Here is a 20,716-nt window from a genome sequence, read left to right as displayed (position 1 = left end):
GTGACCGGAACGGCAGCATCTGCTGCCGAAACTGGAGCGAGAACGTATGCCGAAGGTGCTTATCGTTGAGGACGAAGAACCACTTAGCCTTCTGTTGAGGTACAACCTGGAAGCGGAAGGATACTCGGTCGAGTCCTGTGCACGTGGTGATGAAGCTGAAATCCGGTTGCGGGAAACCCAGCCCGATCTCCTCCTTCTGGATTGGATGTTGCCGGGGCTGTCGGGCATTGAACTATGCCGCCGGCTTCGCGCGCGTGAAGATACCGAGCGTCTGCCTGTCATCATGCTGACGGCCCGCGGGGAAGAAGCCGAGCGCATTCGAGGTCTTTCAACCGGAGCAGATGACTACGTCGTCAAGCCGTTTTCCGTGCCTGAGCTGATGGCTCGTGTCCGTGCGATCCTCCGCCGCGCAAGCCCGGAAGTTGTTTCCACAATGCTTCGGTCGGGTGACATCGAACTTGACCGTGAAACCCATCGGGTGCGCCGCAATACCAAGGAAATTCACCTGGGGCCGACCGAGTTCCGCCTTCTGGAATTTCTGATGACCTCCCCGGGCCGGGTGTTCTCTCGAGAGCAGCTGTTGGACGGCGTATGGGGCCATGATGTCTATGTCGACGAGCGCACGGTCGACGTCCATGTCGGCCGACTTCGCAAGGCGCTCAACAAGGGCAAGGCCAAGGATCCGATCCGCACGGTGCGCGGTGCCGGCTACGCATTTAATGATCAGTTTTCGATGGCAAGCTGACTACGGCTGAAAACATCGGGAGGGTGGAGTGCTCACCCGCCCGAACCGGTTGTCCGGCCGCATGGCCGCTCCGGTCAGCTTATCCAGAACGTTTCTGATTGCTGCGCATCCTTGAGCCCGAACGCTGACAACGCTCGATCAAGAGAGATGTTGTTCCCGGTGAGAAGAGTTGCGGCTTTTTTCCCTTCAAGCAGCGAGCCATACCGCCTCATGGCGGCAACCCCGGCTGCTGCACCGCCTTCCACCAGGCATTTTTCCTTGGCGAGAATAAACTTCATCGCTTCGAGAATTTCACTCTCCGGCACCTGAACAAAGTCGTCTACCAGTTTCCTGCACATGGCGAAGGTGTATTGGTTGTCGGCCGGTATCGGGCCGGGTAGGGCATCGGCGATGGAAGGTTTTTCGTCGACCTCGACGATATGGCCGACCTTGATACTTTCGATCATGGCGGCCCCATGCTCAAGGGAAACCCCAATGACCTTGATGTCCGGCTTCAGGCTCTTCAGCGCCTTGGCGGTTCCGGCCATGAGCCCGCCACCGCTCAATTGAACGAAGACAATGTCGAGGGCCGGCTGGTCGGCCAGCAGCTCCAGGCCGATGGTGCCTTGCCCGGCGATGACATGCGGATCATCGAAAGGAGATACAAAGAGAAGGCCGTCTCGTTCCGCAATGCGCCGCGCTTCCGCGTCTGCGTCATCCTGCGTTTGTCCGTGAACGATCACTTCCGCCCCGAAATCGTACAGCCCGCCAATCTTTTCGGGAGGTATGATTTCGGTGACACAGACGACGGCACGAATGTTCAGCTGCCTTGCCATATAGGCGACGGCACGACCGTGATTGCCACTTGATACGGTGATGACACCGCGTGATTTCTGAGTTTCGTCGAGAGACAGAAGCTTGTTGGCCGCGCCGCGCAGCTTGAAGGCGCCGGTATCGTGCATCGTTTCCATTTTCAGCCAGATCGACGCGCTCAGCTCTGTCGACAGAGCATGAGATTTGCGCAGCGGAGTGGGGCGCACATAGCCCGCTATCCGTTGTTGCGCAGCATGAATCTCGTCCAACTCAACCATCATTTTTCCGTCTCTCGGCTGTTTCGAAAACAGGGCTTCAGAATGAGTGTTGACAAAATATTCTAAATTAGACAATTTGTCTATAACGCTGAAACGACCCCGCAAGATGGGTCGCGAATTGGGTGACGTTCTGACAGAGAGATGCAGATGCGGCTGGTGAATAAGCAGGAAATCTTGGCGCAGATTGACGAGCGCGCGGTACTTGCGGAGATCGAAGAAGGCTTCAGGTCTTTCGCTCGGGGCGAGGCCCAGGTCGCGCCGGTTACCCACCTGGCGTTCCAAAAGGCAAATGGCGAGTGCCACATCAAATGCGCTCACGTCGGTGAAGACGAGGTTTTTACCGTCAAGCTTGCCACCGGGTTCTATGACAATCCGGAAAGGGGGCTTTCTTCCAGCAACGGCTTCATGGCCGTCATTTCGGCTGAGACGGGAACTCCCTTGGCAATCCTGCAGGATGAAGGCGCATTGACCGATTTGCGCACGGCACTTGCGGGCGTCATTGCAGGTCGCATGGGCGCGCGGCAGGGTGCCAAGGCACTCGGCGTGATCGGGACCGGTATCCAGGCCCGTCTGCAAGCGCAGCTCTATTGCAAACTTCTCGGTTTCACCCGGGTTGCCGTCTGGGGGCGGTCGGAAGAGAAAGCTGCAACGCTGGTCCAGGAGCTTTCTATGGAGCTTGAAGGTGTTCCGGTTGCGCATGCGGAAAGCGTGGAAGCACTTTGCGCCGACGCGGATGTCATTGTCACAGCAACGGCGTCACGAGAGGCAATCGTCAAATCTGAGTTTGTTCGGCCCGGCACCCACATCGTGGCGGTCGGCGCTGACTCTCCCGGAAAGCAGGAACTCGACACTGCGCTCTTTGCAAGAGCATCTCATGTGATCGTCGACTCCCTCAGTCAATGTACGGAACACGGTGAAACCGCCAACGCGATTGCGTCCGGCGACATTTCGTCCGATCGGCTGATCACGCTCGGGCAGGTCCTGCTTGAAAACAGACTGGGTCGTACGGACGAGGCCATCACGATTGCCGATCTGACAGGTGTGGCCGTTCAGGATGCGGCCATCGCCAAGTCTGTCTGGTCCGGATTGAAGTCCGCCGAAGGTAACGCTCCCTGATAAAGCGCATTTTCGAAGCGAAGGCCCACCCGTAAGTCAACACGGTTCAGTTAGGTATCACATGTCAGCTGCAACACCTCGCTTGTCGGTTCAGAACCTGAGCAAATCGTTTGGGTCGCTGCGCGTTCTCCATGACGTCTCGCTGACAGCCGAGCAGGGGCAGGTGATCACGATCATCGGATCTTCGGGATCGGGAAAAAGCACGTTCCTGCGCTGCCTCAATCTGCTGGAAGTTCCGGACGGAGGCGAGATCAAGCTGGATGGTAAGCCAGTCGCCTTTGCCTGCAACGCACATGGGCTGAAAGTAACGCGGGAGGTCCGCGCGCTTCGAACTTCTTTGCCCATGGTGTTCCAGAGTTTCAATCTGTGGCGGCATATCAGCGTTCGCGACAACGTGGCAATCGCTCCGATCCACGTGCTTGGAAAATCGCGAGCCGAAGCCAATGAGCGGGCAGAAGAACTATTGGCTCGCGTCGGTCTCGCCGAGCGAATGAACTTCTATCCTCATCAGTTGTCCGGCGGTCAGCAGCAGCGCGCAGCGATTGCTCGAGCTCTGGCGATGGAGCCGCAGGCTCTTCTCTTTGACGAGCCGACCTCGGCGCTTGATCCGGAACTGGTTGGAGAAGTCCTGAAGGTCATCGAGGAACTCGCCGCTGCAGGAAACACGATGCTCATGGTGACGCATGAGATGGGCTTTGCGCGCAACGTTTCTGACCGCGTGATCTTTCTCGACAAGGGACGCGTGGCTGAGAGCGGAACGCCCGAAGAGGTATTTGGCGCCCCTAAAACGGAACGGGCCGCCCAGTTTTTAGCATCGGTAATGTGAGTATGAGGAGGAATGAAATGAAGAAACTGGTTGTTGCCGCAGCCGTGGCTGCTTTTACCGTCCTGCCCGCCAAGGCCGAGACACTGCGCATCGCGACAAGTGCGGACTATCCGCCCTGGGAGTCGGTGAACTCGTCTGGCGAAATGCTTGGCTTTGACCTTGATGTCGGCAACGCGATCTGCGCGAAAATCGAGATGGAATGTGAATGGACCAACCAGGCTTACGACGGTCTCCTGCCGGCGCTTGTTGCGGGCCAGTACGACCTGATCATGTCTGCAATTTCCATCACGGAAGAGCGCAAGAAAAGCATCGATTTTTCGACTGCCTATGCGCAGGCACCAGCCTCTTTCGGTTCGGTCGGCGACGGGTTTGGCGAACTCACGGACAAGGCTCAGCTTCAGGCTTCGCTCGAAGGCAAGGCCGTTGGCGTGCAGGGTTCCACGATCTTTGAGCGTGTCGTCAATGAGCATTTTCCGTCAGCCGATGTGAAAACCTACCAGCAGGCTGACCAGATCATCGCTGATCTGAAGACGGGTCGCATCGATGCAGCTGTCATGGAAGTTTCTGCATGGGATGAGTTCAGCGGGGCAGATAAGGACGCCAATCTGACAATGTTCGGCCCGTTGCTGACCTATGCTGAATATCCGCAGCTCGGTGATGGCATAGGTCTGGGAATTGGCAAGGGGAATGAGGAACTGAAAGCCAAGATCGACACGGCGATCGCGGAGCTTCTGGCCGATGGCACGATCGCCAAGGCTTCGGACAAGTGGTTCGGTTACGACGTCACGCCGTAAGGTCCAGCGGGATCTCGGTTCTCAAAAGGATGAAGAGGCAAGTCACCGCAAAGTGGCGGCCTCTTCAGGAAAGATGGGCAAGGGCGACAGGCAATGCTTGAATTGCTTTCATTCGGCAAATCGGGATGGGGGGACGAACTCTTCTCCGGCTTGGTCACCACAATGGCCCTTGCCATTCTTGCGTTTGCAGCCGGGCTCTTCTTTGGGCTGTTGCTTATGCTTTTCCGGCGTCGCGGGACCATCTCACGTTACATTGCGGTGAGCTATGTCACCGTTTTTCGCGGCGTGCCGGAACTTCTGGTCCTTTATCTCTTCTTCTTCGGCACCGGCACGATCATCCAGTCCGTTGCCGCCAGCCTTGGGTATACGCAAAGGATCAATCTGAGTGGCTTTGCACTCGGTGTGTTCGCCCTCGCGGTGATCGCAACCGCTTATGCGGCCGAGGCTTTCAGAGGAGCTGCCAACAGCATTCCCAAGGGACAGTTGGAAGCGGCCGATGCCTACGGCTTTGGGCCGGTGAAGCGTTTCACCTTGATCGAATTGCCGCAATTGCTGCGCGTTGCACTGCCCGCCATGGGGAATGTCTGGCTGGTGATGCTCAAGGATACGGCGCTTGTATCGCTCACGGCGGTCGCCGAGTTGATGCGGCAGGCCGGCGTCGCCGCGGGAGCAACCCACCGTCCCTTTACCTTCTATGCTGTCGCTGCCCTGATCTATCTATGTGTGTCCTTTGTCTCTGAACGGCTGTTCAAGCGGGCTGAAGCCCGGTTTGCCCTGAAGGAGGCAAGCTGATGAACTGGGAACTTCTGCTCTCCTTCATTCCGAAATTGCTGGCAGGGTTGCCGGTTACCCTGAGCATTCTGGTCTGCAGCCTTGCAATCGGGCTCGTTTTCGGAGCTTTGCTTTGCTGGGCACGGATGCGCCGCGTGCCGGGTGTTGCTCAAGTGGCGGATTTCTATGTTCTGTTCTTTCGGGGCACACCGCTGCTCGTACAGCTTTTCGCGATCTATTACGGCCTGGGGCAGTTTGAGGTTGTTCGCTCAAGCTTTGCATGGCCGCTGTTGCGGGAGGCCTGGTTCTGTGCGGTTCTGGCGCTCGGACTGAATTCAGCGGCATTCACATCCGAGATCATGCGTGGAGGCATCCTTGGCGTCGAACGCGGGCAGATCGAGGCAGCCGAAGCCTATGGCTTTTCCCGGTTGCAAATCGCGCGCCTGGTCCTCGGGCCCCAGGCGCTGCGCATCGCGTTGCCGGCTTACAGCAACGAAACGATTTTGATGCTCAAGGGCACCGCGCTGGCGAGTACCATATCGATCATGGATCTCACCGGTGTCGCTCGCAAACTGTCATCGCTGCATTTTGCCCCCTTTGAATCCTTCATTGCAGCGGGAGGGATCTACCTCGCGCTGGCGATGATCCTGACACTGTCCTATTCGGCGATTGAACGACGCCTTGCATAGGAACGAGAGAGGAAAACCAATGTTTCACCCGTTTGACGTTGAACAGTTTCTGTCCGAGCTGGAGCATGGCGTAAAATACAACTACTCCGAAAGCGGTGTGCATCCCATGACGCTGAAGGAGTTGGTCGAACTGGCTGGACTGGACCCCGATGTCTTGTGGAACACCATGCTCGACTATCCGCAAGTCAACGGCACCACGTTACTGCGCGAGAAGATTTCGGCGATGTATCCCGGATCCACTCCGGACAATATCCTTGTGACGGTCGGGGCGACGGAAGCAAACACGCTAATTGCAAACACTCTGCTGGAACGGGGTGACAGCATGGTGGCGTTCAGGCCGATCTACGAACAGCTGACCGGTGATGTGCGCAATCGTGGAGTGGAAGTCCGTTATGTCGACATGGATCCTGACAACGGCTGGGCGATAGATCCGGCTGCCGTCATGGCAGCGGTGGACGAGACAACGAAGGTGGTCCACGTCATCAATCCGAACAATCCGACAGGGCGCGTGCTGAGCGCAAGGGAGCGCGAAGGCATCATCGCCGCTGCTGCCAAGGTTGGGGCCTGGATCGTCGCTGATGAGGTCTATATCGGCACTGAGCGTGACACAGACGAAGCGACACCCAGCTTCTGGGGAAGCTACGACAAGGTGATGGTTCTGAACTCAACCAGCAAGGCCTACGGGTTGCCGGGATTGAGGCTTGGCTGGCTTGTCGGGCCGCAGGATGCGATCACCGCGTGCTGGCGACGCCACGAATATGCATCGGTAGCAACCAGCGTTATGTCTATGAAGCTAGCGGAAGCAGCACTGGCAGAACCGGCGCGGACGGTACTGGTTGAGCGCGCACGCCGTCTTATCCGGACCGGGTTCGAGACGCTCACCGAAGCGCTTGCAATCCACCACAATGTCTTCTCGGTTGCGCCGCCGCATGCCTCCGCCATGTCGTTTGTACGTTTCAATCTTCCGATCGATTCAGAAACACTGGCGATGCGGTTGGTGCGCGAGCAGGATGTGCTTGTCATTCCTGGCAGTCGTTTCCATGTCGAAAATCACTTCCGTTTCAGTTCCGCCCTTCCGGAGGCGCATCTGAAAGAAGGGCTACGGCGTCTCAACGAGGTCGTTGAAGACGTTCTGAGGTCCGCCTGAGCGGCCATTGAGTGAGGGAAGGCGGCGCACGTCTTCCCGCAAGTTCCGCGCAGTCTTCACCAAACGGACTTTCCATGCTGACCACCTCTCTCGACCTCGATCAAGATGGCTTTCAAAAGGGCTACATTGATGTTCCGGTGTCTCTCGATCTGAGTGCCTGGTCCAATCAACGCGTTCCCATTTACTGTTTGAAAAACGGCAGTGGCCCGACCCTGGTGTTGCTGGGTGGCGCACATGGTGACGAGTATGAAGCGCCGATCGTTCTTTCGAACCTTGCGCATGGTGACCTGAAGGCCGAAGACATCAGCGGGCGCGTTATCATCGTGCCTGCATTGAACATGCCTGCGTTGCAAAACGGCTCGCGCCTGTCGCCGATAGACAATGGCAACATGAACCGGGCCTTTCCCGGAAATCCGACGGGAACCGCCACCGAGCGGATAGCGGACTTTGTCAGCCGGGAGCTGATTTCGCGTGCCGATGTGGTGCTCGACCTGCATTCCGGCGGACGGTCGCTGAACTTCGTGCCTTCAACAATTGTCCCGGTTCAGCAAACCGATACCGCGACACAGGCTATTCGCCGGATTGCGTCGGCTTTCAACGCTCCGATGACAATTGTCCTGCGCGAGCCACAGGTTGAAACCATGATCGATACCGAAGTTGAACGTCAGGGAAAGAAGATCCTTGCGACCGAGCTTGGTGGAGCAGGACTGGTGACGGGTGAGACGCTGGCTGTGACCCGGCGTGGCATTGAAGGCGTCATGCGGCATATGGGGCTGATCGTCGAGACAAAGACCGAAGACCGGCCGCGCTCTTCGGTAACAGTGCATGTCGATGGGTTTCATCACTATGCCTATGCAGATGACACGGGTGTTTTCGAACCGACTGCAGGCCTTGGTGCACACGTGAAGGAAGGCGACGTTCTGGGCCGATTGCACCTGACGGACAGGGTGGAGGCGCCACCCGTCCCGGTGCTTGCACGAACTGGTGGCATACAGTTTTGCGTGGCCGGGCAGGGACTTGTCCGGCGCGGAGATTGCCTCAGTGTTATCGGTCATCCGATTGACTGAGATTGCCCTCGGGCGGAAGCCTGGGATAAGAGAGGGTGCAAGATTGTTTGATTGTCAGAGGCAGTGAATGACCCAGGATGCACTGGTGGCTCGCACCGCGATACCGATTGCGGACGCATTGTCCAAACTCTTGGGCTCGAATGTTGAGATCGTAATCCATTCTCTGGCAACGGAAACGGTTGTCTATATCTGCAATCCTTATTCAAAGCGCGAGATCGGCGATCCATCCTATCTTTCTGAACTGGACTTCCGCGAAAATGATGATCGGGATGTGATCGGTCCCCATGAGCGGGTCAACTGGGACGGACGCGTCATCCGCTCAATCAGCGCGGTCCTGCGAGATGACGACGGCAAACCCTTTGCGTTGGCCTGCTTCAACTACGATCTCTCCGACATCATGGCTGCTCAGAATGCGATTACCGCGCTGATCGGCGCGCCGGTAAGCCCCGAAGAGCCGCATGATCTGTTCAAGAATGATTGGCACGAGAAGATGAACAGGTTCATCGTCGACTGGTGTCGTGACAGGAACAAGACCGCTGACGCGCTGGCGCGTGAAGATCGCCTGGAGTTGCTGGGGGAAATCGTCCGTACAGACGGATTGCGGGAAAAACACGCCGCTTCCTACGTTGCGCGTGTTCTCAATGTCAGCCGCGCAACCGTCTACAATGATATCAAGCAGGTCCGTTACAGCGTTTCGTGAAAACCCCAACACAAGCTGCAGTGCCGATGGTGTTGCATGCTCTGATTTCAGGTTGCGAACAGTGGCCCAGCCCTTTCACGAAATGCTTTGGGCTGACAGGAGCTCTTCGATAAGGATGCATCTGGCATGAAAAAACCCGCCGATTGGCGGGTTTCTTGATTTCGCTGTCTTGTGTGCCTCAGGATGCCTGGGCAACGACCTTGCGCGCGCGTCGGTCAGCCACCGGCTGATAGGCAATCTTGCAGTGATGCGCACAGTAAGGCACGCCTGCATCGGACTGACGGCCGCAGAAATAGAAGTCGTCGGTTGCCGGGTCGCCGATCGGCCATTTGCAGGTACGCTCGGTCAGCGTGAGAATGGACGCACGCTGGGAAATGGGAACGACCAGTTCGGCAATCGGCTCGACTTGCGGCTTGGCTTCGATGACCGGAGCCGGAGCGATGTCGGCCTTGAGGGCTGTCGCGCCATGTGTCTGCGGTTGTGGTGTGGGTCTCTTTGGTGCGGCATTTCCGGCAGGAGATGCGGTCCGCGGCCGGCGTGGTTTGGCGCTGGCGGTGGAGGACTTCGCGCGGCCGGACAGGCCGAGACGGTGCACCTTACCGATCACCGCATTACGAGTGACGCCGCCCAGTTCGCCCGCAATCTGACTTGCACTCAGACCTTCGCCCCAAAGCTTCTTGAGAAGCTCAACCCGTTCGTTCGTCCAACTCATTGCCGCACCCTTTATTTTGACCGATTGACGGCCATTAACCTCGTGTTAAGCATACGTCCGCATGCCTAGTGGTGGCATATCTTGTGCCTCTAAGTGATTTGCCGCACGAGATCTCGTGTTTGATTACCAAGAGGTTACAATAACGTTAATTTATGAGGCAAGCTTCAGGCCCAAACCAGTTGGGGATGAAGGGACTTTTCCCCAATTATGGCAAGGTTATGGAGAATTTTAGAAAATCCCCGTTTGAGCGCCGGAATTGCCAATCCCATTGACAGGGAACGGTGCGGAAGGTGTATAAGGAAGCCGCGACGTGCCGCCTCATCGGGGCGGCACGTTGCGTTTTGGCTCTTTCACACTTCTGGAGTGTGGGCAGGATCTAGGCCCCTCCAGCGCGGGAAAGAGCGTTCTTAAGGAGTTAAAAGAGGTTATGTCCGCGACTGCGCTATTCGGAAATTACGCAAGATCGAACCTGTCATTCGATCATGGGGAAGGTGTCTGGCTTGTTACGAAAGACGGCCGACGATTCCTCGATTGCGGTTCCGGCATCGCCGTCAATTCGCTTGGACATAGCCATCCCCATCTGGTGAAGGCGCTGCAGGATCAGGCGGCAAAGCTATGGCACGTGTCCAATCTGCACCAGATGCCGGAAGGCGAAAGGCTGGCGCAACGCCTGGCCGATGCGACTTTTGCCGACAAGGTCCTGTTCGTGAATTCCGGCGCGGAAGCGATGGAAGCTGCCATCAAGTGCGCGCGCCGCTACCATTATGACAACGGGCAGCCCGAGCGGTACCAGATCATAACCTTCAAAGGTGCTTTTCATGGCCGGACGATCGCGACCATCGCGGCAGGTGGTCAGGAGAAATATCTGGAAGGTTTCGGACCGAAGGCACCCGGATTTGACCAGGTGCCTTCAGGTGACCTGGACGCCTTGAAGGCGGTGATCGGTCCGCAGACGGCGGCGCTGGCGATCGAGCCCATTCAGGGAGAGGGCGGTATTCGCGAGATCCAGCCGGAATTCCTGCGGTCGTTGCGCAAAATCTGCGACGACAACGGCATCCTGCTGATTTATGACGAAATCCAGACCGGCGTCGGACGCACTGGCAAGCTGTTTGCCTATCAATGGGCCGGTGTCGAGCCTGATCTCATGGCGATTGCCAAGGGGATCGGCGGTGGCTTCCCGATGGGGGCCTGTCTGGCAACAGCAGAAACCGCAGCGGCTCTGTCGCCCGGAACGCATGGCACCACTTTCGGCGGCAATCCGCTCGCCATGGCCGTCGGCAACGCGGTTCTCGACGTCGTCCTTGCCGATGGTTTTCTGGAAGACGTGCAGGCAAAGGGCCTCAGCTTCAAACAGAAGCTGGCTGGTCTGGTCGATGCTCATCCAAAGGTTCTGGACCAGGTCCGCGGCAGCGGCCTGATGCTGGGGCTGCGCTGTGTCGTTCCAGCTGGTGATTATGTTGCCGCGGCCCGGGAAGCCGGTCTGCTGGCTGTGCCGGCAGGGGACAATGTCGTGCGCATCATGCCGCCGCTGACAATGACCGAGGATGAAATCGCGACCGCCTTGGAGCGCCTTGAACAGGCTGCCCAGGCTGTTGAGGAAAAATTGGTGGAAGGAGCGGCCGAATGACCGCCAACGGAAGCTACAGGAATTTTCTGGACCTGACGGAACTTGAGGGCGAAGAACTTCGCGACATTCTGGAAGTCGGCAAGAAGATCAAGGCAACACGTAACGGCGTGCGCCGGGGCGAAGGCCCGTTGGCGGGCAAGGTGCTGGCGATGATCTTCGAGCAGCCCTCTACACGGACGCGTATCTCCTTTGACGTTGGCATGCGCGAACTTGGTGGCGAGACCCTGATGCTCACGGGTGCTGAAATGCAGCTCGGGCGTGGGGAAACCATTGCAGACACCGCGCGGGTCCTGTCGCGTTTCGTTGATGCGATCATGATCCGTATCCTGGATCACGAGCAACTCGCTGAACTTGCTGAAAATGCCACCGTTCCGGTGATCAACGGTCTTACCAAGATCTCGCATCCCTGCCAGATCATGGCAGATTTGATGACATTTGAAGAGCATCGCGGATCAATCAAGGGAAAGAGCGTTGCCTGGACCGGGGACAGCAACAATGTGCTGGCCTCATGGGTTCATGCAGCTCCACGCTTCGACTTCGAACTGCGCATCGCGACGCCGGGCGAATTGAAGCCGCCGCAGGACCTTATTGATGCCGCCCGCGCCAAGGGTGGTTCCATTATCGTCACAACGGACCCATATGAGGCGGTCAAGGGGACCGACTGTGTCGTTACCGATTGCTGGGTGTCCATGGGGGATGATGATGCCGAAACGCGTCATAATCTTCTGAGCGCCTATCAGGTGAACCAGCGGCTGATGGCAGAGGCGAACAACGACGCCCTGTTCATGCATTGCCTGCCGGCCCACCGGGGTGAGGAAGTCACCTCCGAGGTCATGGACGGTCCCAACTCTGTTGTGTTTGACGAAGCCGAAAACCGGCTCCATGCCCAGAAGGGTATTCTGGCCTGGTGTTTCGGCGCAGCTTAAGGCAAAGCCAACGTGGCACTAAATCTTGATGAACTGGGCATTACGCCCGCAGGGCTGGACGCTGTCCGGCCCTTTGCAGTGGAAGGGCTCGATGTGCGCGGCCGGGCTGTCGCACTGGGTCCTGTCCTGGAGCAAATCCTCGACCGGCATGAATACCCGGAACCGGTCTCGCGCCTGTTGGCCGAGGCGATCGTTCTGACCAGTCTGTTGGGCACATCCTTGAAGTTCGACGGCCGCTTTACCTTGCAGACCCAGACCCAGGGTCCGGTTTCCATGCTGGTTGTGGACTTTTCCTCGCCCGATGCCGTGCGCGCCTGTGCCAGCTTCGATGAGGACCGGGTTCAGGCACTGATAGAAGCCGGGAAGGCCACGCCTGAAGCCTTGCTCGGGCAGGGGCATCTTGCGATGACCATCGACCAGGGCAAACACATGCAGCGCTACCAGGGACTGGTGGAGCTGGATGGTGTGGGTTTGGAAGAAGTGGCCCGCAGATACTTCGAACGGTCCGAGCAGCTTCCGACGGAAGTTCGCCTGGCAGTTGGGGAGCTCTATGTCCGCAAGGAAGGAGAGGCGCATACCAAGACCTGGACCGCCGGCGGCATCATGGTTCAGTTTCTGCCTGAATCTCCCGAGCGGATGCGGCAGGCCGACATTGATCCAGGTGATGCTCCGGAAGGCACGCAGGCGCACGAAATTGAAGTGGACGACGCCTGGGTGGAGGCCAAGGCTCTGGTTGACACGGTCAAGGATGTCGAACTGACGGATCCAGAAGTCAGCGTCGAAATGCTGTTGTTCCGTCTGTTCCACGAGCGTGGTGTCCGCCTGTACGAACCACAGCCTTTGAGTGACAAGTGCAGGTGCTCGCGGGAGAAGATCGAAGGTGTCCTGTCGGGCTTCAGCGTCGAAGAGGTCGAGGAGATGACCGTCGACGGCAAGATCATCGTGACTTGCGAGTTCTGCAGCACCAAGTACGAGTTCGATTCCTGATCTCGAACCGGTCTGGAGGGCCTGTTTAGGCCCTTCAGAAATATTTTGTTACACTTTTCAGCGTGCCTTTTGCCTGGCCGATGCCTATTTCGGACGTGGACTTGGCAAGATGGGGGCGTGTGCGCCTTCCTGATTGCAGGTTTACCCGGGTAATAGACAAGATTGGCGCTTGGTGAGCTGAATATGTTGCAGTCTCTACAATCAGAAACCGGATCTAAAGAGATCTCCGAAGTTCTGCCCCCTGAGGATGAGGGGGCAACGGATGGATTTCGGAAATTGAAGCTGGTTCTGAAAGCGCTTTTGCAAACGCTCCTTGCCTTCGCCGTTCTTGTTGCGGCGGTTATGGGCATGAATGCACTGATCGCTACCAAGCCGGAAGTTCCCAAACAGGCGATCCAGGAACAAAGCTATGCGGTCGAGACGGTAACCGTCTCCCAGGGCGACTTTGCTCCAGACATCAATGTTTTTGGAGAAACCACCGCCGGCCGGGAAGTTGAATTGCGGGCTCTTGTCGCGGGGGAAGTGATTGAAGTTCACCCCAACCTGAAGGCTGGCGGCAAGGTTTTGCAAGGTGAAGTGCTCGTTGCCATCGATCGTTTCGACTACGAAGGCGCCGTGACGGAGGCCGAGGCCAATCTTGCCGAAGCACAGGCAGCCCTTGTTGAAAGCGAAGGCCGGGTGGAGCTGGAAAAAGCCAATGTCATCCGGGTCAGGGAACAACTGGAGTTTGCCCAACGCGATCTCGTGCGTGCGGAAGATCTCCTGGGCAAGGGGGCCGTCACGGAACGGACCCTCGATGACCGCAAGCTGCTCGTGTCGCAGCGCCAGCAATCTCTCGAACAGACACAAAACACCCTTGCGCTTGAAGAGGCCAAGGTTGTTCAGCAAAATGCTGCGATAAAGCGTCTGGAATGGCGGCTGGAGAATGCGCAGCGTCAGTTGGACAACACGATCCTGCGGGCACCGTTTGACGCAATCGTGCGTACGGAGTCGGCCGAACTCGGCCGCCTGGTAAGTGTCAACGACGCAGTGGTTTCGCTGTACAGCAGCGATGAATTCGAGGTTCGTTTCATACTGTCCGACAATCAGTACGGCCGGTTGCTGGCAGACAGCGGCACCGTGGTCGGAAGACCGGTGGATGTCACCTGGTTTCTTGGCAATTCGCCTGTTTCCTATCCTGCAACGGTGAGCCGGATCGGGGCAGATGTGGCCAGCACGCGCGGTGGCGTCGATCTGATCGCTGCGATCGAAACATCCGATGCCCGGGTGCCATTGCGGCCCGGAGCCTTTGTCGAAATTTCTATTCCCGATCAGACTTACGAAAACAGTTTCCGGATACCCGAGACGGCCTATTACGGCGAGGGAACGGTCTACGTGGTCAAGGATAACCGCCTGCAGCCGCGCCAGGTTACCTCACTGGCCATCGACGACGGCTTCATTCTGGTGGATGGAGCTCTGGAAGCCGGTGAAACATTGCTGGTCACCCGTATTCCTGAGGCCGGAGAAGGGCTGCTTGTTCGGGACGCCAACTCGGCAAGCCCTGCGGAACGTGATGGTGAGCGGCAAAACGTAGCCGGCACCGATAACGCAAACCAGTAACGGAGAGCGTTATGGCAACGTTAGGAAGATCCCGCAGTTTGCTGGAAGTTATCGTCCGGCATCACAATGCAGCCAATCTGATCATGGCCGTCATGGTTTTGTTCGGTGCCTATGGACTGGCCAAGCTCAACACACAGTTTTTTCCGACGGTCAAAATCGACATCATTTCCGTAGTGGTCGATTGGCCTGGTGCAAGCGCGGAAGATGTCGAGTCCAATATTCTGGAAGTGATCGAGCCGGAGTTGCGCTTCATTGATGGACTCGACGAAATCACTTCTTACGGACGAGAGGGAAGTGCCTCCGTTCACATGGAGTTCAAGGAAGGCACCAACATGCAGGTGGCGCTTTCCGATGTGGAACAGGCCATTTCCAACGTCACAACGCTACCGGTCGACGCCGAAACTCCCGTGATCTCGGCACCTGCCTTTACCGACGGCGTGGCAACGATTGCCTTGCGGGGACCATTCTCCGAGCAGGCACTGAAGGTATTTGCGCGAAAGATCCGTGACGATCTGCTGGCCCGTGGCATCGATAAGGTGGACCTCTTTGGCTATCGGTCGCCAGAGTATCTTGTCGAAATTCCTGAACGTGAGCTGCGTCGTCTCGACCTGACGATTGCGGATGTGGCCGGACAGATCGCCGGCAACACCATTGATCTTCCTGCTGGTAACCTCGACGGTGCTGTGGAACGCCAGATCCGCGCTCTTTCCGAACAGCGTTCGCCGGAATCCGTCGGTCGGGTTGAGGTTAAATCGTTTGCCTCGGGTGAAAAGACAGTCGTCGACGACATCGGTACGGTCGTTCGCGATTTCAATTCGACCGAAAGCCAGGGCTTTTCCAAGGGAACGCGTGCGATTGAACTGCAAATCCTGCGCACGGAAAAAACCGACACGCTCAAGGCCGCACAGGTTGTCGACGATTATCTCGCAGAGATCACGCCTCAGCTGCCGAAGACGCTCGAACTTCTGAAATATGATGTGCGCGCAGACGCCGTGAAAGGGCGCATCAATCTCCTGGTCAAGAACGGTCTGTCCGGGTTGGTGCTGGTTGTCGCAATTCTCTTCGTTTTCCTGAATGCGCGGATTGCGCTATGGGTCGCAGCAGGAATTCCTGTCGCGATGATGGCCACCTTGGGGATCATGTGGCTCATGGGCGAGAGCATCAACATGATCTCCATGTTCGCTCTGATCATGATGCTTGGCGTGATCGTTGACGATGCAATCGTCGTTGGTGAACACACGGCGACGCGGCAAAGCATGGGCGATGGTCCCGATGAAGCGGCGATCAACGGTGCCAACACGATGCTGGCGCCGATCTTTGCAGCCAGCCTGACAACCATTGCTGCGTTTCTGCCGATCCTGCTTGTGAGTGATGTGCTGGGTCAGATCATGGGCACATTGCCGGTGGTCGTGGTTGCAGTTGTCATTGCTTCGTTGATCGAGTGTTTCCTCGTTCTGCCCGGACACCTTTCGCACGCGCTTGGCAGCCGGCCTGGCTGGAGCTGGTGGCGCGTCGTTGTGCTCGCAGGTGCTCCCGCATTCTTCCTCGTCGGACTGGTTTCCCAGCCGGACATGGCCGTGCCGCCACATCTCGACGTAATTGACGATCCGCTTCGAACTCTTCGCGACACGACAGGCACGTTTGTCTTCCAGATGGTCGTCATCTTCGCCTGCTTCTGTTTGGCCCTTGTTGTCGAAAGCCTTCTGCGGGTCATGCGTCAGGCCAAAAGACGTTCCCACACGGAAGAAAGGCCCAGCTGGTTCCGTCGCGGGTTCGATGCCGGGTTCAACTGGGTGCGCGACTATCCCTTCCGGGCGTTTGTCTCAGTCGCAGTTCATTGGCGCTACGTGACGCTTGCAGTGGCGATTGCCGCGATGGTTCTGGCCGTCGGCCTGGTTCGCGGTGGTCGGGTCGGATTTACATTCTTCCCGTCTCCTGAGGCGGAAAACCTGACTGCGTCAATCTTCTTCCATGCAGGAATACCGGAAGCGGAAGCGATAGACGGCATCATGCGCATCGAAGATGCCCTGAAGCAGGCCGAGGAAAGACTGACCGAAGGTACGGATCAGAAGCTCGTGGTCGCGACCTATGCCACCCTCGGAGAGGCGGGGCGCAACCGCGGCGACAATGTCGCCAACATCACCGTTCAGCTCACGTTGTCCGAGGAACGCACGATCCGGACACCCGAGATCGTCAAGGCCTGGCGAAATGCATTGCCGGCAATTCCAGGGATTTCCCGCATCGCCGTCGCAGAGCGCAGGGGTGGTCCTCCGGGCCGCGATCTCGATATCCGGTTGACCGGTGCGCCGCTGATAGAGCTAAAGGCCGCAGCAGACGAATTGCAGCAGGAGCTTTCCGGTTTTCCCGGTACCAGTGGTGTCGAGGACGACCTTCCATATGGGAAACCTGAGCTGCTGGTCGAGTTGACGCCCCGCGGCCGGGCACTCGGGTTCACTGTGGAAAGTGCCGCCCGCCAGATCCGAAACGCCTTTGAAGGCAATATCGCGCGCCGGTTCGCCGAGGGCGATGAAGAGGTTGCCGTCCGAGTGCAGCAGATCTTCGACAAGGACGGTACGGCTGCTCTGCGGCAGCTGTCGCTTCGAACGCCTGCTGGTGAGTTCGTGCCTCTGACCGAAGTTGTGAACCTCAAGGACGCACAAGGCTTTTCCGTCATTCTGAGGCGTGACGGCAAGACGGTGGTGAGCGTGGTTGCCGATGTCGACAGTACAGTCACGTCCAATAACGAAATCATCGCGGAACTTAACAAGGAATTCCTGCCGACGCTCGCACAGAAATACGGGCTCGACTATTCCTTTGCCGGTCGGGCAGAAGAACAGTCAACGGCGTTCTCCGACCTGTTGACCGGTGTGATGATGGCTGTTGCCGGAATTTACATCATCCTGGCCGCCATCTTTGCCAGCTATTCACGTCCGATCGTCGTGATGTCGATCATCCCGTTCGGCATCGTCGGAGCGATTGCAGGTCATTACCTGATGGGCTTCAATCTGACGATCTTGAGCCTGATCGGCTTGCTGGGCCTCTCCGGAATTCTGGTCAACAACTCGATCATCCTTGTTGCCCGGCTGGAAGAGCGCAGAGCGCTTGGAGAGGACCTGGACTCTGCTGCCATCGGGTCCAGTTGCGATCGCCTTCGGGCCGTGTTGTTGACGTCAATGACAACAATCGGCGGCCTGATGCCATTGATGTTCGAGACCAGTCTGCAGGCGCAGTTTCTGTTGCCGATGGCCATCACAATCGTATTCGGCCTCGCAACGGCTACCGCGCTTGTGTTGATCCTGGTTCCCGCGCTCGTCATGATCGGCAATGATCTTGCCGGCCTCGTTCTGGTACGCAGGAACAAGGGAGCCGGGGCACCACCTGCACCCGGACAAGGGATCACTCCGGCGGAATAGGACTAAAGCGAACTAGCGAAAACCGCAGTCAGCCTGGCGGCTTCCTGAATGTTGCCGTCAAGGGTAGCAGGAGATTTGCCACGTGGCCCGAAATCGTGGTTGCCGTCCTCCAGATAGGCCAGCGAGACATGGCCGGGGAGTGTGACCTCGTCCAGTTCCGCTTTGGAGCCGAAAGGGTCCCGGTCACCCTGCAGGATCTGGATCGGCCGCCTGGCTTCCTCAAGAGGTGCCAGACGCCATTCCGCATCGGGCTTGCCGGTCGGATGAAAGGGATAGCCGTAGCAGCAGATGCCTGCCACACGCCCGGGCAGGGATCCGCCACCACCGAGCATGGCGGCAACCCGTCCTCCCATGGATTTTCCACCCAGGAGGATCGGTCCTTCGGTTTCGCTCAACAGGGTTTGAAGCGCCGTCTGAAACTCGCCAATCAACTTGTCGGCGCGAGGAGGTGGCTTCTTGGGGCCGCCTGTCCTGCGCCCGGCCATATAGGCGAATTCAAAACGCGCTACGGCGATCCCTTCAGCAGCAAGAACGTCGGCCATTTTGTTCATGAATGCCGAATCCATTGGGGCACCGGCCCCGTGGGCCATCAACAGGGTTGCCGTGGTTTCGGATGCGGGTCTGGTCCACAAAAAGGTGCTCATGATGATGTGATCTGTCGCAGCGGAAAATGAGGTAAACAGGAGTATGATTATCAATGCCCTATAGAGCCCAGTCGCCCTTGGCAAGCAGCTTCGGAACGGAATGAACGCGAGAGTGCATGTTTGAACAGTTAGACATCAACCAGATACGCATGGCGTGTTTTGCCGGCATCTTTTTGATTATGGCATTACTGGAAGTCGGGCTGCCGAGACGGGAACTCAAGACAGGGCGATTGAAACGTTGGCCGACCAACTGGGGTTTCATTCTGCTTGACGCTCTTCTGGTGCGGTTGATCTTCCCGATCGGAGGCGTCGGTCTTGCGCTGTTCGCTGAAGAACGTGGTTGGGGAGTGTTCGGATCACTTGGGTGGTCCGGATGGGTTGCTGGTCTTGTCACCTTTCTGGTGCTCGACCTTGCGGTCTGGTTCCAGCATCTTGTGTCGCACAAGGTCCCGATTTTCTGGCGCATCCATCGTGTTCACCACGCAGACAGTGAAATGGATGCCACCACCGCTTTGAGGTTTCACCCGATCGAAATCCTGCTTTCCTTTATCTGGAAGGGGCTGGTGATTGTTCTGCTCGGTGGGCCGGTGGAAGCTGTGCTGATCTTTGAAATCGTGCTGAACGCCTCGGCTGTGTTCGGGCACGCCAATGTCCGCATTCCCTCTAAATTCGACTGGCTGCTGAGGTTGCTGATCGTGACGCCCGACATGCACAGGATCCATCACTCGGTTGTCCGCCGGGAAACCGATTCCAACTATGGTTTCTATCTGTCTGTCTGGGATCGGTTGTTTGGCACCTATGTCGAAGCGCCTGAAAAGGGGCATGAAAAGATGGAAATCGGGCTGGGACCGTCCCTGACGCCAAAATCCCATTCCTTCCCGTTTAGTCTTGCCATTCCTTTCATGAACAACAAGGAGAGGAAAGCCGGGCGTGGTAGCAGGTGGCGCGCAGGCTGACGGGTCTCAATAGAAACTGAGCGGGAAATATCTCAGATAAAGCTCCTGATAGATGCCCTTTTGATAAAGCTGACGGAGCGCGTAGTTGAGGGCGGCTGCTCGTTCCGAGTCATTTGGACGGGTGGCAATCGCCATGCCCTGGTCAAAATAACCGGTTTCCAGCCAGGGGCCCCCGGCGAATGCGCAGCAATTCGCGGCTGCTTCACTCGGTAACCAGAAAGACAGACTCAAACCGTCTCCGAAATGGGCGTCCATGTCACCGGCCTTGACGGCTTCTCGAGCCTGCGCAGCGGTTTCGAAGGTTTCAACGTTCGCTTCCGGCCAGAAACGGTTCGCGAAGGCTTCAAACCGCGATCCCGCTTCAACGGCGATTTTCTTGCCAGCCAGATCCTGTTCATCGAAAGCTTCGATCTCGGTCTCGCGAATGATGAACCTTGCCGGCAGCTTCAGATAGTCTTCGGTGAAGTTCAGCCGGCGCGTGACCGGCAAACCCCTGGAAAGTCCGGAAATGATCGCATCGCCTTCATCTTCTTCCAGAGCGGGCAAAAGAACGTCAAAATCCTTGATACGAAGTGCGCAGGAACTGCCGAGCTCCTGGCAGAGCGCACGTGCAAGATCGACGTTGAAGCCCGTGAGGCGACCCTGCGGGTCGCGGAACACGAACGGCGGATAACTGTCGGTTGCCAGGAACTGGATCTTGTCCGGTATCGAAGTCGGCCGGTCGTGAACGGCTTTCGGATCCCAGAAATTCGGTACGTGCACGCCAGCGTCCTGTGCCTCAGCTGGCAACAACAAGGCAGGAGCTGCCAGAAAAGCGCAGAGCAGAAGGCGGATCAAGCCGCTTGCGAAGGTTAGGCCAGTTGTCACGCAGTGTTCCCGAAGTGGCGGCGACGTCCTGCCGTACCGGACGCCGCCAAATCAATTGCG

The 20,716-nt window shown here is 57.6% G+C and carries 19 protein-coding genes; 15 read left to right on the top strand and 4 right to left on the bottom strand.

All coding sequences use genetic code 11. The features are described from left to right. Window positions 1–46 precede the first annotated feature (46 nt). The gene (gene phoB / locus ABLO27_RS08110) at window positions 47–745 is read left to right on the top strand and encodes a phosphate regulon transcriptional regulator PhoB (RefSeq protein ID WP_353031913.1); all 699 of its coding nucleotides are present in this window, start codon (window positions 47–49) and stop codon (window positions 743–745) included. 74 nt (window positions 746–819) lie between these two features. Here the strand turns inward: phoB and ABLO27_RS08105 are convergent, their stop codons facing one another. Then, the gene (locus tag ABLO27_RS08105) at window positions 820–1,818 is read right to left on the bottom strand and encodes a threonine ammonia-lyase (protein WP_353031912.1); all 999 of its coding nucleotides are present in this window, start codon (window positions 1,816–1,818) and stop codon (window positions 820–822) included. Between the two features lie 144 nt (window positions 1,819–1,962). Between ABLO27_RS08105 and ABLO27_RS08100 the strand changes: the two genes are divergently transcribed. The 8 genes from ABLO27_RS08100 (at window position 1,963) to ABLO27_RS08065 (ending at window position 8,925) form a co-directional block, all read left to right on the top strand. Beyond that, the gene (locus tag ABLO27_RS08100) at window positions 1,963–2,931 is read left to right on the top strand and encodes an ornithine cyclodeaminase family protein (protein WP_353031911.1); all 969 of its coding nucleotides are present in this window, start codon (window positions 1,963–1,965) and stop codon (window positions 2,929–2,931) included. Window positions 2,932–2,992: 61 nt separating this feature from the next. Next, window positions 2,993–3,757, top strand: a complete 765-nt coding sequence (locus ABLO27_RS08095; RefSeq protein ID WP_353031910.1) for an amino acid ABC transporter ATP-binding protein — start codon at window positions 2,993–2,995, stop codon at window positions 3,755–3,757. A 17-nt stretch (window positions 3,758–3,774) separates the two neighbouring features. Next, window positions 3,775–4,551: a transporter substrate-binding domain-containing protein gene (locus ABLO27_RS08090; RefSeq protein WP_353031909.1), complete on the top strand. Its 777-nt coding sequence runs from the start codon at window positions 3,775–3,777 to the stop codon at window positions 4,549–4,551. A 93-nt stretch (window positions 4,552–4,644) separates the two neighbouring features. Beyond that, entirely contained in the window at window positions 4,645–5,343 is a 699-nt protein-coding gene (locus ABLO27_RS08085) for an ABC transporter permease (RefSeq protein WP_353031908.1), read from the top strand. Next, window positions 5,343–6,011, top strand: a complete 669-nt coding sequence (locus tag ABLO27_RS08080; protein ID WP_353031906.1) for an ABC transporter permease — start codon at window positions 5,343–5,345, stop codon at window positions 6,009–6,011. The genes ABLO27_RS08085 and ABLO27_RS08080 overlap by 1 nt, the downstream gene beginning before the upstream one ends. 19 nt (window positions 6,012–6,030) lie before the next feature. After that, entirely contained in the window at window positions 6,031–7,158 is a 1,128-nt protein-coding gene (locus tag ABLO27_RS08075; RefSeq protein ID WP_353031904.1) for an aminotransferase class I/II-fold pyridoxal phosphate-dependent enzyme, read from the top strand. A 74-nt stretch (window positions 7,159–7,232) separates the two neighbouring features. Then, window positions 7,233–8,225: a succinylglutamate desuccinylase/aspartoacylase domain-containing protein gene (locus ABLO27_RS08070; protein WP_353031903.1), complete on the top strand. Its 993-nt coding sequence runs from the start codon at window positions 7,233–7,235 to the stop codon at window positions 8,223–8,225. Window positions 8,226–8,292: 67 nt separating this feature from the next. Then, window positions 8,293–8,925 carry a helix-turn-helix transcriptional regulator gene (locus tag ABLO27_RS08065; RefSeq protein ID WP_353031902.1) on the top strand — a complete coding sequence of 211 codons (633 nt, stop codon included), beginning with the start codon at window positions 8,293–8,295 and terminating at the stop codon, window positions 8,923–8,925. A gap of 178 nt (window positions 8,926–9,103) precedes the next feature. Here the strand turns inward: ABLO27_RS08065 and ABLO27_RS08060 are convergent, their stop codons facing one another. After that, window positions 9,104–9,637, bottom strand: coding sequence for a GcrA family cell cycle regulator (locus ABLO27_RS08060; RefSeq protein WP_353031901.1), 534 nt, complete (start codon window positions 9,635–9,637; stop codon window positions 9,104–9,106). 427 nt (window positions 9,638–10,064) lie between these two features. Here ABLO27_RS08060 and ABLO27_RS08055 point away from each other — a divergent pair, with 427 nt between their 5' ends. The 5 genes from ABLO27_RS08055 (at window position 10,065) to ABLO27_RS08035 (ending at window position 18,189) form a co-directional block, all read left to right on the top strand. After that, window positions 10,065–11,264 (top strand): aspartate aminotransferase family protein, encoded by a 1,200-nt coding sequence (locus tag ABLO27_RS08055; RefSeq protein WP_353031900.1) that lies wholly within the window; start codon window positions 10,065–10,067, stop codon window positions 11,262–11,264. Next, window positions 11,261–12,190, top strand: coding sequence for an ornithine carbamoyltransferase (gene argF, locus ABLO27_RS08050; protein ID WP_353031899.1), 930 nt, complete (start codon window positions 11,261–11,263; stop codon window positions 12,188–12,190). The genes ABLO27_RS08055 and argF overlap by 4 nt, the downstream gene beginning before the upstream one ends. A 12-nt stretch (window positions 12,191–12,202) precedes the next feature. After that, entirely contained in the window at window positions 12,203–13,177 is a 975-nt protein-coding gene (locus tag ABLO27_RS08045) for an Hsp33 family molecular chaperone (RefSeq protein ID WP_353031898.1), read from the top strand. 183 nt (window positions 13,178–13,360) lie between these two features. Further along, window positions 13,361–14,776: an efflux RND transporter periplasmic adaptor subunit gene (locus ABLO27_RS08040; RefSeq protein WP_353031896.1), complete on the top strand. Its 1,416-nt coding sequence runs from the start codon at window positions 13,361–13,363 to the stop codon at window positions 14,774–14,776. A gap of 11 nt (window positions 14,777–14,787) precedes the next feature. After that, window positions 14,788–18,189, top strand: a complete 3,402-nt coding sequence (locus ABLO27_RS08035; RefSeq protein WP_353031895.1) for an efflux RND transporter permease subunit — start codon at window positions 14,788–14,790, stop codon at window positions 18,187–18,189. A gap of 2 nt (window positions 18,190–18,191) precedes the next feature. Here the strand turns inward: ABLO27_RS08035 and ABLO27_RS08030 are convergent, their stop codons facing one another. Continuing rightward, window positions 18,192–18,833 (bottom strand): alpha/beta family hydrolase, encoded by a 642-nt coding sequence (locus ABLO27_RS08030; RefSeq protein ID WP_353031894.1) that lies wholly within the window; start codon window positions 18,831–18,833, stop codon window positions 18,192–18,194. A 116-nt stretch (window positions 18,834–18,949) separates the two neighbouring features. Between ABLO27_RS08030 and ABLO27_RS08025 the strand changes: the two genes are divergently transcribed. Continuing rightward, window positions 18,950–19,789: a sterol desaturase family protein gene (locus ABLO27_RS08025; RefSeq protein ID WP_353031893.1), complete on the top strand. Its 840-nt coding sequence runs from the start codon at window positions 18,950–18,952 to the stop codon at window positions 19,787–19,789. Between the two features lie 6 nt (window positions 19,790–19,795). Here the strand turns inward: ABLO27_RS08025 and ABLO27_RS08020 are convergent, their stop codons facing one another. Continuing rightward, a complete protein-coding gene (locus ABLO27_RS08020) occupies window positions 19,796–20,656 on the bottom strand; it encodes a transporter substrate-binding domain-containing protein (protein ID WP_353031892.1) in 861 nt (286 codons plus the stop codon). Window positions 20,657–20,716 lie beyond the last annotated feature (60 nt).

The sequence above is a fragment of the Roseibium sp. SCP15 genome, assembly GCF_040329435.1.
In the GTDB taxonomy this organism is placed as follows: Bacteria; Pseudomonadota; Alphaproteobacteria; order Rhizobiales; family Stappiaceae; genus Roseibium.
Note: the sequence above shows the minus strand (reverse complement) of the source record. Positions and strands in the feature narration are given on the sequence as shown.

Excerpts from the sequence above, each read along its gene's own strand:
- ABLO27_RS08085 (WP_353031908.1), top strand. The coding sequence starts at position 4,645 with ATGCTTGAATTGCTTTCATTCGGCAAATCGGGATGGGGGGACGAACTC.
- ABLO27_RS08035 (WP_353031895.1), top strand. The coding sequence starts at position 14,788 with ATGGCAACGTTAGGAAGATCCCGCAGTTTGCTGGAAGTTATCGTCCGG.
- ABLO27_RS08070 (WP_353031903.1), top strand. The coding sequence starts at position 7,233 with ATGCTGACCACCTCTCTCGACCTCGATCAAGATGGCTTTCAAAAGGGC.
- ABLO27_RS08100 (WP_353031911.1), top strand. The coding sequence starts at position 1,963 with ATGCGGCTGGTGAATAAGCAGGAAATCTTGGCGCAGATTGACGAGCGC.
- ABLO27_RS08055 (WP_353031900.1), top strand. The coding sequence starts at position 10,065 with ATGTCCGCGACTGCGCTATTCGGAAATTACGCAAGATCGAACCTGTCA.
- ABLO27_RS08105 (WP_353031912.1), bottom strand. The coding sequence starts at position 1,818 with ATGATGGTTGAGTTGGACGAGATTCATGCTGCGCAACAACGGATAGCG.
- ABLO27_RS08075 (WP_353031904.1), top strand. The coding sequence starts at position 6,031 with ATGTTTCACCCGTTTGACGTTGAACAGTTTCTGTCCGAGCTGGAGCAT.
- ABLO27_RS08025 (WP_353031893.1), top strand. The coding sequence starts at position 18,950 with ATGTTTGAACAGTTAGACATCAACCAGATACGCATGGCGTGTTTTGCC.
- argF (WP_353031899.1), top strand. The coding sequence starts at position 11,261 with ATGACCGCCAACGGAAGCTACAGGAATTTTCTGGACCTGACGGAACTT.
- ABLO27_RS08080 (WP_353031906.1), top strand. The coding sequence starts at position 5,343 with ATGAACTGGGAACTTCTGCTCTCCTTCATTCCGAAATTGCTGGCAGGG.
- ABLO27_RS08065 (WP_353031902.1), top strand. The coding sequence starts at position 8,293 with ATGACCCAGGATGCACTGGTGGCTCGCACCGCGATACCGATTGCGGAC.
- ABLO27_RS08095 (WP_353031910.1), top strand. The coding sequence starts at position 2,993 with ATGTCAGCTGCAACACCTCGCTTGTCGGTTCAGAACCTGAGCAAATCG.
- ABLO27_RS08030 (WP_353031894.1), bottom strand. The coding sequence starts at position 18,833 with ATGAGCACCTTTTTGTGGACCAGACCCGCATCCGAAACCACGGCAACC.
- phoB (WP_353031913.1), top strand. The coding sequence starts at position 47 with ATGCCGAAGGTGCTTATCGTTGAGGACGAAGAACCACTTAGCCTTCTG.
- ABLO27_RS08060 (WP_353031901.1), bottom strand. The coding sequence starts at position 9,637 with ATGAGTTGGACGAACGAACGGGTTGAGCTTCTCAAGAAGCTTTGGGGC.
- ABLO27_RS08090 (WP_353031909.1), top strand. The coding sequence starts at position 3,775 with ATGAAGAAACTGGTTGTTGCCGCAGCCGTGGCTGCTTTTACCGTCCTG.
- ABLO27_RS08040 (WP_353031896.1), top strand. The coding sequence starts at position 13,361 with ATGTTGCAGTCTCTACAATCAGAAACCGGATCTAAAGAGATCTCCGAA.